Source organism: Flavobacterium sp. CR10 (genome assembly GCF_055814415.1).
Map to the genome: position 1 here is coordinate 3,495,344 of NZ_CP185985.1, position 12,500 is coordinate 3,507,843.

The 12,500-nt window shown below is 37.6% G+C and carries 13 protein-coding genes, 1 tRNA gene and 1 pseudogene; 4 read left to right on the plus strand and 11 right to left on the minus strand.

Annotation, left to right across the window (positions count from 1 at the left end; translation table 11 throughout):
• Nucleotides 1-204 precede the first annotated feature (204 nt).
• From ACNRYB_RS15215 to ACNRYB_RS15240, 6 genes are all read right to left on the minus strand, one after another.
• Nucleotides 205-1,389, minus strand: coding sequence for a DUF3570 domain-containing protein (locus ACNRYB_RS15215; protein ID WP_473727793.1), 1,185 nt, complete (start codon nucleotides 1,387-1,389; stop codon nucleotides 205-207).
• Between the two features lie 17 nt (nucleotides 1,390-1,406).
• The gene (locus ACNRYB_RS15220) at nucleotides 1,407-1,640 is read right to left on the minus strand and encodes a DUF4266 domain-containing protein (protein WP_473727794.1); all 234 of its coding nucleotides are present in this window, start codon (nucleotides 1,638-1,640) and stop codon (nucleotides 1,407-1,409) included.
• On the minus strand, nucleotides 1,637-2,587 hold the full coding sequence (locus ACNRYB_RS15225) for an FAD:protein FMN transferase (RefSeq protein ID WP_473727795.1): 951 nt from the start codon (nucleotides 2,585-2,587) through the stop codon (nucleotides 1,637-1,639). The genes ACNRYB_RS15220 and ACNRYB_RS15225 overlap by 4 nt, the downstream gene beginning before the upstream one ends.
• Complete coding sequence (locus ACNRYB_RS15230) at nucleotides 2,571-3,008, minus strand: thioredoxin family protein (protein WP_129748775.1); 438 nt, start codon at nucleotides 3,006-3,008, stop codon at nucleotides 2,571-2,573. The genes ACNRYB_RS15225 and ACNRYB_RS15230 overlap by 17 nt, the downstream gene beginning before the upstream one ends.
• A gap of 117 nt (nucleotides 3,009-3,125) precedes the next feature.
• Entirely contained in the window at nucleotides 3,126-3,815 is a 690-nt protein-coding gene (locus tag ACNRYB_RS15235) for a VIT1/CCC1 transporter family protein (protein WP_473727796.1), read from the minus strand.
• A 548-nt stretch (nucleotides 3,816-4,363) separates the two neighbouring features.
• Nucleotides 4,364-4,732: a hypothetical protein gene (locus ACNRYB_RS15240; RefSeq protein ID WP_473727797.1), complete on the minus strand. Its 369-nt coding sequence runs from the start codon at nucleotides 4,730-4,732 to the stop codon at nucleotides 4,364-4,366.
• Nucleotides 4,733-5,043: 311 nt separating this feature from the next.
• Between ACNRYB_RS15240 and ACNRYB_RS15245 the strand changes: the two genes are divergently transcribed.
• From ACNRYB_RS15245 to hemA, 3 genes and pseudogenes are all read left to right on the plus strand, one after another.
• Nucleotides 5,044-5,478 carry a hypothetical protein gene (locus ACNRYB_RS15245; protein ID WP_129748778.1) on the plus strand — a complete coding sequence of 145 codons (435 nt, stop codon included), beginning with the start codon at nucleotides 5,044-5,046 and terminating at the stop codon, nucleotides 5,476-5,478.
• A 19-nt stretch (nucleotides 5,479-5,497) separates the two neighbouring features.
• Nucleotides 5,498-6,085, plus strand: coding sequence for a globin family protein (locus ACNRYB_RS15250; protein ID WP_066034731.1), 588 nt, complete (start codon nucleotides 5,498-5,500; stop codon nucleotides 6,083-6,085).
• A 277-nt stretch (nucleotides 6,086-6,362) separates the two neighbouring features.
• Nucleotides 6,363-7,668: pseudogene (hemA, locus tag ACNRYB_RS15255) on the plus strand (glutamyl-tRNA reductase).
• A gap of 428 nt (nucleotides 7,669-8,096) precedes the next feature.
• Here hemA and ACNRYB_RS15260 read toward each other — a convergent pair.
• Complete coding sequence (locus tag ACNRYB_RS15260) at nucleotides 8,097-9,488, minus strand: caspase family protein (protein ID WP_473727798.1); 1,392 nt, start codon at nucleotides 9,486-9,488, stop codon at nucleotides 8,097-8,099.
• 262 nt (nucleotides 9,489-9,750) lie between these two features.
• Nucleotides 9,751-9,827, minus strand: a tRNA-Arg gene (locus ACNRYB_RS15265).
• A 114-nt stretch (nucleotides 9,828-9,941) separates the two neighbouring features.
• On the opposite strand from ACNRYB_RS15265, the gene ACNRYB_RS15270 reads away from it, so the two are divergent.
• Nucleotides 9,942-10,454: an adenine phosphoribosyltransferase gene (locus ACNRYB_RS15270; protein ID WP_473727799.1), complete on the plus strand. Its 513-nt coding sequence runs from the start codon at nucleotides 9,942-9,944 to the stop codon at nucleotides 10,452-10,454.
• A 1-nt stretch (nucleotide 10,455) separates the two neighbouring features.
• Here ACNRYB_RS15270 and ACNRYB_RS15275 read toward each other — a convergent pair whose 3' ends face one another.
• The 3 genes from ACNRYB_RS15275 to ACNRYB_RS15285 all read right to left on the minus strand — a co-directional run bounded on the left by ACNRYB_RS15275 (nucleotide 10,456) and on the right by ACNRYB_RS15285 (nucleotide 12,498).
• Complete coding sequence (locus tag ACNRYB_RS15275) at nucleotides 10,456-11,106, minus strand: response regulator transcription factor (RefSeq protein WP_473727800.1); 651 nt, start codon at nucleotides 11,104-11,106, stop codon at nucleotides 10,456-10,458.
• On the minus strand, nucleotides 11,096-11,752 hold the full coding sequence (locus ACNRYB_RS15280; protein ID WP_473727801.1) for a sensor histidine kinase: 657 nt from the start codon (nucleotides 11,750-11,752) through the stop codon (nucleotides 11,096-11,098). The genes ACNRYB_RS15275 and ACNRYB_RS15280 overlap by 11 nt, the downstream gene beginning before the upstream one ends.
• Before the next feature lie 98 nt (nucleotides 11,753-11,850).
• On the minus strand, nucleotides 11,851-12,498 hold the full coding sequence (locus ACNRYB_RS15285) for a hypothetical protein (RefSeq protein WP_119790863.1): 648 nt from the start codon (nucleotides 12,496-12,498) through the stop codon (nucleotides 11,851-11,853).
• Nucleotides 12,499-12,500 lie beyond the last annotated feature (2 nt).

Sequence of the window (12,500 nt, forward strand, 5' to 3'; positions counted from 1 at the left end):
AGATTTTATCAATACAATTCTGGATGTATCTACCGCCAAAAGAAATAAATCAAAGGTTTTCTTTTTTCTATTGCAGTATCCCGGAGAACTTTTCCAGCTGTCCGGGATCTAACATCAAAGGATGATAACGGAATTTTTTTTGACTCTCGTTAAGACTGCACCTGATTTGAAGTTTCAGGCAAGTCTTCTCTTTTGCCTGATGGCTTATCTGTATTTGATATTGATGCTTATTATATCAGAAGCCAGGTCATTGGATCTATTGTAATGGCCGTAGCGTATCTCCAGTGTATTCCAGTGTTTCAGTCCAAAAATACCGTCAGGCGGGGTAAATTTTAACCCCATTCCCACAAAACTGCTGTTGAATTTCGATAAGTCATAGTTGCTAGTGTAATACTCATCAGCGGCAGTATGTTCGCCGTATGGTTTGAAATACTTAGCCGCACTCTGAGAGTAATACCTGTAGAACGGGCTGAGCGAAAAAGCCTCGGTCAGTTTTACAGGAATTTCAAGATCAGCAGTATGCGCTTTTAGATTCCAGTCATCGGTATAATAGCGGTAGTAGGCCCTTATGATGATGTTGTCCCCCATAAAATAGGTGGCCCTGATTCCGAGAGGAATTTTAAAACGCGTATCGGGCATTTTTTCCTGATGCACTGAGCCGTCTGCAAAATAAACCCTGTGGAAGGGAAGGCTTAAATACCCATTCTGGCTGATTACATCCCCGACAAGCATTACCTGAAGCCTTTGATTGATAACCTGTGAGTAGCCCAGGGTTCCGGCAAAGGTGTTTCTGTTGGCACTGCCATAACCTTCACTGCCAGGATCTCTAAGCTCTATAGGCTCAATAAGCTTCAGCTGGTCGATAAAAGTCTGGAAGCGTGCCGTAAACTCTCCGTTCCTGTCTTTTGTTTTCTGAGAAAAACTGATGTTTCCCCCAAAGGACTGGTAGTCAAACTCAGTGGAAGAAGAAACGCCAATACCAATAGTGCGGCCTTTCTGTTCGTTCTCCCTAAGATATGTCAGCGATGGATAAAACCTGTTATCTGATGAAGAGGCTGAAGAGTTGGCACTCAGGTCGATCATATCAGAAGAGGCAGAGGTATAGTGGTCAATTCCCGCTTCGATGTCAAAGGTATGCTTGATGCCTGTCTGCCCATATTTTATCAGTTTGACATCAATGGTGTTGGCAATATCGGTAAGCTTCTGGGTTCCGATGCCTCCAGTTACGGCGGAATGATCGCCATTCTGGCTGTAATAGCTCGATACGAGATTTACCTCTTCGAGTTTTAATTTTTTGCTTTTATAAGCCGTTGAATCAGCGGGAACGTTTTGTGCCCTCAATTGGAACAACGCCAATAAGGCATATCCTGTTATGAATATTCTTTTCATTTTGCAGCGTATGAATATTAGTTGCATCCGCAGCCTCCGCCGCTTTTTCCTGCATTTGCCCCGGAAGCTCCTTCTCGGTAGGATTGGAAACTGAGTTCCGTTTTTTCGATTTTCCTGTTCGAAAGCACCATTTCGGAATCGTTGAGTTTTCCTTTCTGGTATTCCTTTACCGAAGTGCAGGAGGCAAGCAGCAGCACGGCAAGAGCAGTACCGCATAATGGTACGGGAATTTTTTGCTTTGGCTTTTTCATTTCAGATTAATGTTTTTGGATGTGTAAATTTTATTGTGGTCATCAATTATTATGCAGTACAGATCAGGGATCTGATCTATTAGGAATAATCCAGCCCTGATGCCCATAACAGCTATGGGTGTAGCCATGGCATCTGCAAATTCCGCGTTTGAGGCGATAATAGTGACGCTTTTTATTCCTCTTATCGGAAGGCCTGTTTTTGGGTCAATTGTATGCGAATATTTTTTGCCGTCTATAGTTATGTACTTTTCATAGTTTCCCGAAGTGGCCACCGCTTTGTCGGATATCTCCATGTAGGAGAATGCGGCATTGGGAGAGTCCGGATCTGCCACTCCGATTGTCCACTTCCGGCCGTCGGGTTGCAGCCCCCAGGCAGAAAGGTCTCCGCTGGCATTAATGATGCCGCTTTGCACGCCCCGCTTAAGCAAGACCTGTTTGGCCATTTCGGCGGCATATCCTTTTCCGATTCCTCCAAAGCCTATCCTCATCCCTTTTTCCCTTAGAAAGACTGTCGTGTTTTCCCTGTCAAGGATGATTTTTCGGTAATCGATCAGATGCACCATCTTTTTTGCAGTCTGCACATCGGGCAATTTGGTCATGGCCCTGTCAAAATTCCAAAGGCTTTTGTCTATGCTTCCATAGGAAATGTCAAAGGCGCCCTGGGTGATCTTTGAAATGCCGATGGACCTTTCGATGAGGTTGAAGACTTCCAGATCGACTTCAACTGGCCTGATTCCCGCATTCTCATTTATGAGATTGGTCTGGCTGTCTTCTTTGTAAGTAGTCAGAAGTTTTTCAATCCGCCTGATTTCTTCAATAGCCAGGCTGATATTCTCATTTCCTGTTTTCTCATTATGTGCGACAACCGTAATGGTAAAGCTGTTGCCCATGAGTTTTAGGGACTGGGAATATTTTTTATTTTCAGATATGTTATTTTCGGCTCTCACAGATCGCTTTTATTTCGGCTGTCCACTCATCAGGAGTCGTTTCCGGTTTTCCATGCCAGGTTTTGATTACCTTGCCATCTGCGTCCAGAAGAAGCGTAAGAGGAAAACTTCCTTCCTTATTATAAATTTCGGCTAAATCCTCGTTTCGCTTTACCTGCTCTGGAGTTCCAATATTTTTCTTTTTTCTTGGAAAATCAGCATTGACAAGTACTAAGTTTTCATTTGCCATAGCAGTAAAAACTGCGCTTTCTAGATAGTTCTTGCGCGTCACGATACAAGGTCCGCACCAGTCAGAACCCGAGAAATTCAAGAGGATTAATTTGTGTTTTTCTTTTGCAGTTTTTTTTGCATTATTAAAGTCAGGTTCCCAGTTTATGGAAAGCGTCATTGTCAGTGCAAGGAATATAGTTATCAGTTTCATTTTTTTTTTTTTTTTTTTTGTATATACGAAATAACGAAAAGCATGGTTTGTTATTTTTGCGGCTCGCTTAAGATTGGATTAATATTTTTAAGTGGTTACAAGCCCTGTTTTCTTGTTTCAGGCAGTCTGGACTCCAAAAATATATCCGACCAGGGCTGAGGCAGCCATAGCAAAAGTACCCCAGATGCAGATCCGAAGGACTGATTTAAGGATATTTGAGCCTCCAGCCTTAGCGGCAAGAATCCCTGAGAAAACCAGAAAAAGAATTGAAAAGGCATATTGGCAGAAAATCATGTCTTTAATGGGGGCAAAAATTGCTACCAGCAGGGGAAGAAAACCTCCAATAATAAAAGATACCGCCGATGCAAATGCAGCTGCTAGAGGATTGGCCTGCGTGATTTCGTTGATCCCCAATTCATCCCTTGCATGTGCTTCAAGGGCGTCATGAGCCATCAATTCAGAGGCCACCTGCCTAGCCAGTTCTTCATTCAGCCCCCTTCGTATATAAATCTCCGCTAATTCTTCAAGTTCCTCTTGCGGCATATTCTGCAGTGCCAATTTTTCCCTTTCGAGATCAGCTGATTCAACATCTGATTGCGAACTGACCGATACATATTCCCCGGCAGCCATGGACAGCGCGCCTGCAACCAGTCCAGCAACTGCAGCAAGCAGAACAGGCTCTCTGGCTGTGCTTGCCGCTGCGACGCCAATCGTAAGACTGGTGGTTGAAAGTATCCCATCATTGGCTCCAAGTACTGCCGCCCGGAGCCAGCCGCTTCTGTTAATATAATGAACCTCAGATTCCATAATTTTTATTTAGCAGTTTTACCCAGTCACGGTCTTCAGAGGTTTTTTCTGTGCCTCCAAAATTGTTTTTACACTGTTTATTTTTTTATCTATGCCTGTAAGGGCTCTCTGCACATGGTCTTTATCAGCAATGCTCATTTTAGCCGGCTTGAAATTCATAATAAAATTAACTTAAATCCTTTTTGGATATGAGAATAATACCATTAGAATGATTCTAAATTTAATAGGAAATTATATTTATATTGTATATCGTTCTTTGTTAGCCCAAAATTAAAAGGAAGATTCCTACTGCCGTGTGAGATTTATGCAAAAAAAAGAATGTCTTATGAAGTGCTCTTTCAATTATACCCGGCTTGCCTTTTTTGCCTGCCTGTCTTCCTGCCTGCGTGAAAATGCTGGCTGGCACTAGATGGAACAGGATTGAGGCGCAGGATAAACATGCGGTCTGTTTTACGCAGACCGAAATGGAGCAGTTCAGGGCTTTTATGGAGATTTATCGACTAAATTTCCCTGGACTGCATTATTTTTGAAAAAGCCTGCAGATAAAATCATTTTTCAAATAATCCATCCTTTTCCCATTGCTTGACTATATCTATAGTTTCCTGGGGCATTCTTGGGCCTCCTTTAGGCATCAGCACACTATTGCCGTTTTCCAGGGAAATTCGGATAATGAGGCTTCGTTTTAAAACAGCATCTTTGACTTGGGCATATGTGACAAGAGATATAGGGGCACCGTTTGTAGGAACCGCCGCATGGCAGACAATGCAGTTATTGTCAATAATTGTTTTTACATCCTTGTCATATGTTACTGATCCGGCAGGCGCGCTGGTGTTCATTGGAGCGGAGGAATCATCATTTGAGCAGCCTGCAAGGATTATGGCGGCTAATAAAACGGCACATGCTTTTTGTAGTTTCATAACGTGTTTTTTTAGTTTACAAAGCAGACTTGATTTTCATCTCAAGGAATGCTTTTCACCTATATACGTCAAAATTTATTTTACAGATTTTAAGAAGTACTTTTTTTATCCATTCAAATTCAGATTAAGACTTTTACGGGCTGTATAAAAAATAGAGCGTGAGGGATGCTGTTTTTATCGTATCTGATGCTGGGGAAAAGATTCAAACTATTTAAAATAATTCTAAACTAAAGTTTTCTTTTTACTTGTTAAAACCATCCTAAAAAAGTTTCCGTATATGACCTTAAATCTAACCGCTATAAAAATCACATATGAAAATCAACAAGTACATCAAAAAAGCACTTTGGATCGCAATGGGAATTACGGTCCTATTTTCGGCAATTCTTCTTTTCCATATCATTACTGCCAAGCCTGCGGTTTATGAAACTCCAAACCTGCAGGTGAGCCGGATTGATTTCAAGGAAGCTATCGATTCTGCGCAGGCCATACAGATTTGCGCTGATCTGAGATCCATTAAAGGGCTGACCTCAGATTCCATCATTATCAAGAGAAACGTGGTGGTTTATTTCCATAATAACAGAATCACCAATTCGAAAAAGATCTATGCGCAGCTGATGGCCAAAAGGCATTATGATGCCCAGCCTTATATACTGCCTGAAAATCTGGCTTCCAAAGAAGTTTGTCCTATGGACCAAAACAGTCTGGGCTATAAGTTGTCCCAGAAGATCAATCATTTTTTTAATTAACCCTTTAAATATAATTGTTATGAAAAATTATTCTAAAATTGCCTTAAGCGTGTTATTCCTTTCAGCAGCTGTTTTTACATCCTGCAGCAATGATGATGAGACTCCGGCTCCTGTAAAAGCATCCATATATGAGCGATTGGGAGGCACTAAAATGGTCGCAGATCCTGATAATTCAGGACAGATGATCGAGCAGGGGCGCTTGAGCTTCCGTAAAGTGGTCAATTCAACCATCGGATTGATAGTTGCCGATATTCAGTCCAATGCATCAGGAAACCTGCAGGCTCATTTTGCACCCCTTTTGGCCGAAACCGGAACAACCCAAGCTACAAATATTGCAAAATTATCCGATAACCTGACTGATTTCTTTTCATTCAACACCGGAGGCACCAATGCAGTAAATACGTATTCGGGCCTGAGCATGGCGGCGGCGCACAACCCTGCGACAAATCCTAGAATGGGAACAAAATCCAGCAGTGCGGACTATACAAAATTCGAAGGTTATGTGGGAGCGGCGGCCAATGCGAACGGCGTTGCCTCAAACACAGAACTCTATACGGATATTGTGGCAGTTTTGGAATCATTGAGAACGCCTATCGTCCAAAAATAAGTAATCTTTCCAAAAAAACGCCGCCTTTTTCTGCGGGTGGCGTTTTTGTTTTAAACATTTTTTTATTCCAAAATGAGCATGCCTGCCTAAAGAAACCCCTTTTCAGTATAAATTTCTTTTATGCCATCTTTGGCCATATCATGATACATGGATTGAAATGATTGCCACGGGCTTTGCCTTGGAGCCGTTTATCGGCATACCTGCAAAAACATCATTGCGAATTGATGTTATAACGCAGACTTCCCTAAATTGTCGAATCTTAAATTAAAGTTATCCCATGGAAAATTTTAAGCTGTCCCAAAACACGACCTTTTACGCCTTAGGATTAAGCTATAAAAAAGCAGATGCCCTGATCAGGGGAAAATTCAGCCTGGACCCTAAAGCACAGACTGAACTGCTGGCGCAGGCTAAAGATGAAGGAATAGAGTCATTACTTGTGATTTCCACCTGCAACAGGACTGAAATCTATGGCTGGGCTTCTCATCCCTATGAATTGATAAAACTGCTTTGCAGCCATACAAAAGGCAGCGTGGAGGAATTTCAGCAGTCTGGCTACATCTATAAAAATAACGAAGCCGTGAGCCACATGTTCCGGGTAGGGACAGGCTTAGACAGCCAGATCTTGGGTGATTTTGAAATCATCAGCCAGATTAAGACTGCTTTTAACCACAGCAAAGAGAAAGGTTTGGCAAACACATTTCTGGAACGTTTGGTAAATACTGTAATCCAGGCAAGCAAAAAAGTTAAGACAGAGACAAAAATTTCTTCCGGCGCTGCATCGGTTTCTTTTGCATCGGTGCAGTATATAATCCAAAATGTCGCAGATGCCGGGAACAAAAATATTTTGCTGTTCGGAACAGGAAAAATAGGCAGGAATACCTGCGTAAATTTATTAAAGCATACTAAAAACAGACATATTGCCCTTATAAACAGAACAAAACACAAAGCTGAATTACTGGCGCGAAGACTGAATGTCATCGTAAAGGATTACTGCAATCTGAAAGAAGAACTGCAGCGGACAGATGTGCTGGTTGTGGCTACAGGAGCACAAAGCCCCACTATTGACAAGACATCGCTTGCCCTGCATAAACCCTTATTAATTCTGGACCTGTCCATTCCGTGCAATGTAGATTCCGATGTGGAAGAGATACCCGGTGTAACTTTAATACATCTGGATCATTTATCTCAAATTGCCGATGACACGCTGGAAAGAAGAAAACAGCATATTCCTGCTGCAGAAGCCATTATTGAGGATATGAAATCAGAACTGAATACATGGGTAAACGGCCGAAAAAGCGCACCGACCATCCATGCATTAAAAACCAAACTGAATGATATTGTGTCGGCTGAGTTTGCTTTTCAAAAGAAGAAAACAATCAATTTTGATGAAGTTCAGATGGATTTGATCAGTTCGAGGATTATCCAAAAATTAATAGGCCATTTTGCAAGCCATTTAAAAGACGAAAATACGTCATTGGACCTAGAGCATTGAATTTATTGAAAAAGTATTCCAAATAGGGCAGTTTGCACCAGATAAATCTTCTTCACCAATTGAAGAAAAATACAAAATCGATCTGTCATAAAAATAAACTGGAATTCAAAGACCAGGCAGAGCCGGGCATATAGGGCATATCTATAAATGATGCGCTTCAGGTGTTTTTTTGAAGCGGAATTCTTATGCTGATTTTTTGTTTTTTTAGGTTTGTTTTTTTGGGAGCTTTTTCCCGCTATTCGCTTCAATCTTCTGCGCCGAACCCCGGCGCAAAAAGGATGTCCGCTGCTATCGGGGCCATTTTGTGCTTTATTTTAGTGAGGAATAAATCAATTTTCAGCTGTAGTCCATCAGCAATTATGTTTAATAAAAAATGGCGCCAATTGTCTTCAATTGGCGCCATTTGGCGTTGTGACCTCGACAGGATTCAAACATACGTTTTAATGTGTTGTAAATCAGTATTCATAATCTTGTATTGGGAAGTTTGTGGGAATTTTGTTTGCAATCAGTTTACAGTTATCAGAATAAATCAAATCCGAAATGATTTTCTATTTCACTTCGTATTTCTTTATTTAGAAATCCATATATACTTTCAATGGCTATTTTCATTGCATTATTATCAGCAATTTTTGCAATATTGTATTTCCAACTAATTTTGCTTGTTTCTAGTTCCTTAGAATCCCATCCGCTTTCCAAATATTTTAGTAAGGAATAAAAAAATGAAATTTCCTTTTTAGATACTAATACAGCTACATTGCATTTGTAAGATTTTAAATTAGGAAATTTGCTTGAAATTTCAATTGTTAATGAATTATAAGGCGCTCCTTCAACTAAAAAATCATAACCAACAATAGAAGCGTCTTCGAAATCAAAAACGTAATCAAAGTCTGGTTTAGCGAAATATTCGTGACTATTTTCATTTAGCCATTTTCCAATTGCCCTAGCACCTTCTAATGAATTATTGAGAAGGCCAAAATTAATCGCAACGTCATATAATTCAGTTAAATCATTGTCAAAAGCTACTTTTTTGAATTGTTTTTCGCAGAATTGCATAGCTTTAATTGCACCGTCTCTATCAACATACTCTTTTGCATCATTTTTGACAATTTCGAAAAGTGAAATTTTTTTAGCTTCTGATTCGGTATTTGAACCAGTTTGTTCAAATAAATTAAGTTTGTCAAGAAAAGCTCTAAAATCATTATCGTATTTACAAAATTTCTCAGTCATTTCTGCTTGAATGACATAAAAAGGATTCTGTTCGCCAATATTTTGAAATTCATCGTTAATAAATTCAATTATATGCTTATAACTAATTTCATCTGATGGATAAAGTTTTATTGCATCGATAAAACTTTTTGTGAAATAACTCAAATTATCATCTGCAAAAGAATATTGATCGCTAAGGGATGAATATAGAAAATAACAGTTTTTGAAACCTTTCGTAGATTTATTTATATACTTTGGCATTATGTCAAAGTCCTTTATATATCGTGCTCCAGACTGACAAGCATCTACGACTTTGACAACTAATTCGGGACTCAAATTTCTAATAAAATTGTCTATTTCTTCATTTTGCAGAGTTGTTTGATTTTTTCTCTTTTCTTCATAATCGGCTAGCAAATAATAAAATTTATCATTAGAGAATTCGCCATGTCCAGAATAATAAAAAAATAGTTCATTAATATTTTTCTCTTTGTGTTTAACAAAGAAACTGCTGATTAATTCTTTGACCTGTAAACTTGTTTCATTTTCGTTTAAATATAAAATATCATCGTATTTTTTTGTAGCCAATAGAATTTCATTTATAATTTTTCCATCTTTTTTTGAAGCTATTATATCATTTCCGGGCATTTCATATTTGCTGACAGCTAAAACTATAGCTAGATTTATTGAAGTATTGTTATCGGTCATAGTTAATTGAGTTTACTTTTTTCTTATTTAGTCAATATTTAATTTATTAATTAGATATTAAATTTTTTGAAAAAGACATTATAAAATTCTTATATAGATGTGGGAAGTTTTTGGGAAGTGGGAATGGTAAAATCATCATTATTTTTTTTAAATTAAAATGTTAATATGTTGATTTTTAGTGGTCTTGTGTAAAGATACTGGATAGGTTTGAATCTAGTAACAAAACAAATAAATCCCTATGTATCAAATACATAGGGATTTTTGGTGACCTCGACAGGATTCAAACCTGTAACCTTCTGAGCCGTAATCAGATGCGCTATTCAGTTGCGCCACGAGGCCTTTTTGTTATCAATTAGCTATTTTTTTGTAGCTTTGTTGATTGCTTATTGCGGGTGCAAAGATAGACATAAAAGTGACATATACAAGCAAAAAATAACAGAAAAATAAAAAAAAATGAAGATTGAAAATTATATACGTGATATTCAAGGATTTCCAAAAGAAGGAATTTTGTTTAAAGATATAACTCCTTTGTTAATTAACCCTGAAGCACGAACAAATTGCCTAAGAATTTTGGTGAACTCTTTAGAAAATCAAAAAATAGATAAGGTTGTCGGTGCTGAATCACGTGGCTTTTTCTTCGGAATGTTGCTTGCACAAGAATTAAACGCAGGATTTGTTCCCGTAAGGAAACCAAAAAAGCTTCCGTTTGATACCATTTCGGCTTCTTATGAGTTAGAATATGGAACCGACAGCTTAGAAATGCACATTGATGCCATTAAAAAAGGAGATCGCGTTTTAATACACGACGATGTATTGGCTACTGGAGGAACCGCAAAAGCTGTTTGTGAATTGGTAGAAAAACTAGGAGGCGAAATCGTGCAGTGCAATTTCTTGATGGAACTGACTTTTCTTAACGGAAGAGAAAAAATAAAAGAATACTCTGTTTTTGCGGCACTAACCTATTAGACTAAACAAAAACAATTTTATGCTTAATGGCATAAAGCACCAGTCCGATTCGGGTTTTTATTTCCAGTTTATCAAAAAGCGATTCCCTGTAACCGTCAATGGTTTTTGGGCTTAAGCACATTTCTGATGCGATTTCTTTATACGTCATTTCAGTGCAGGCGTGTTTGATAAAAACAATCTCTTTTTCTTTTAAACAGATTTTTTTGTTATCGCTGTTGACTTTATTAATCAACATTCCAGAGACAAGTTCGGTAAAATAAAAGCCCTTTTCGATGACACATTCGATTGCTTCTTTAAAAATTTCAGGCGAAGTATCTTTCAGCAGATAGCCTTTTGCTCCGTTTGTAATCATCTTAATAATAATTTCTTCGTCATCATTAACAGACAAAGCAATAACTTTTAGATCAGGTCTATTGTCTTTAAGCCATTGCATTGTACTTAATCCATCGAGAACAGGCATATTGACATCCAATAAAATAAGATCAATTTCAGTAGAATTATTTTGTTCCAGATAGTCTATAAAAACTTTTCCGTTTTCAAAACGTTCTACGACTTCATAGTCGCCAAAACTTTTAATCAGCAGTTCAAGTGACTGGGAAAAAAGCAAATGATCGTCTACAATTATTATTTTTCTTTTAGAGTTAGTCTTCATGGTCTTGGGTTAAAGGATATTCGATAGTAACACTGGTTCCGGTGCTGTCTGAATTTAAAATTAATTCGGCGCCAATAAGTTTGGCTCTTAATTTCATATTATTTAGTCCGATTCCTGAATTTGACTTTTCTAGATCATAACCAATTCCAAAGTCTTTTAATTTTAATATAAAAAGAGAATCAGTGGTTTCGATATGAACGTCAAATAAATCGCTTCTAGAATGTTTTAAGCTGTTGTGAAGCGCTTCTTGGAAAATTCGGTAAATAATGAGTTCGTGCTCTTTATTTATTGTAGGAACTGCTCCAATTTGGTTAAAATTGAATTTAATTTTTTTGAGCTTTTTAATCCTTTCTAAATCCTGCTGAATAGCTTCGAGAAAGTTGTTTTGAAGTAAATTGTCTTTATTGATAATTCTTGAAAGAATTCGTAATTCGTCTAAAGATTTTGCTAGAAGAGTTTTTAAATCTTTAAGTTCGTTCATTTGGACATCCTTGCTGCTAATGCAGATATTAAGCTGCATAATAGCAACCGAAATAATTTGTCCAATATTATCATGCAGTTCCTTGCTAATTTCTGATAAAGTCTGGTCTTTTATTTCAATTCTTGTTTTCACCAATTCAGATTGGAAATACAAATCAGCTTCCATTTTTTCTACTAAAAACTTATTTTTTTTCTTTAAAAAATAGAAGAAAATTACAAGCAAAATAACGATTAGGGTAAAGAAAACAATACCCAGGGAAATAACTAATAGTTGTATTTCTTTTCGCTCCATATAAATCCAATAATAAAACAGCTATGCGCCAGAAAATTTAGAATAAACAAGACCAAACTAAAGATAGAATCGTCCTGCTTGATTAGAAACCAATTGATAGCCAGCATAAAGGGTGTAAAAGGAACATGAAAAACAAGTATGCCGAGTATATACCAGAAAAAAACCGATTTTTTAAAATTCAATATTTTTTCTGAATTGAATATCTCGATCAGGTACAGACAGGATAATATTAAAACTACTAATACACCAATTGCAAAACTATAAGTATAAGAACGGTTTATGTCGTCTTTGAAATATAAAATATTTAAAAAGAAAGAAACAATAAATAGAATTAAAAAAAGAATAGCCGAAATTCTATGATCTTTTTTAGTCAATAAGGCTCTTAGAAGTAAAATATAGGCAGAAAGGCTGGCAAGCATGTAGAAATTATAAACGTAAAAATTCAGCAAACCCGTCCATTCGGTGAAATAATAGCCTATAATTTCGATTACGATAGAAAACCAGATTAAAAGTACTAAAAATTTAGCTTTATTGCTAGGAAGTTTTGGCAGTGCAAACAAACCAATCGTTCCTGACAATAAAGCCATATAAATGATATAAGATCTTAAAAATTCGAACATAT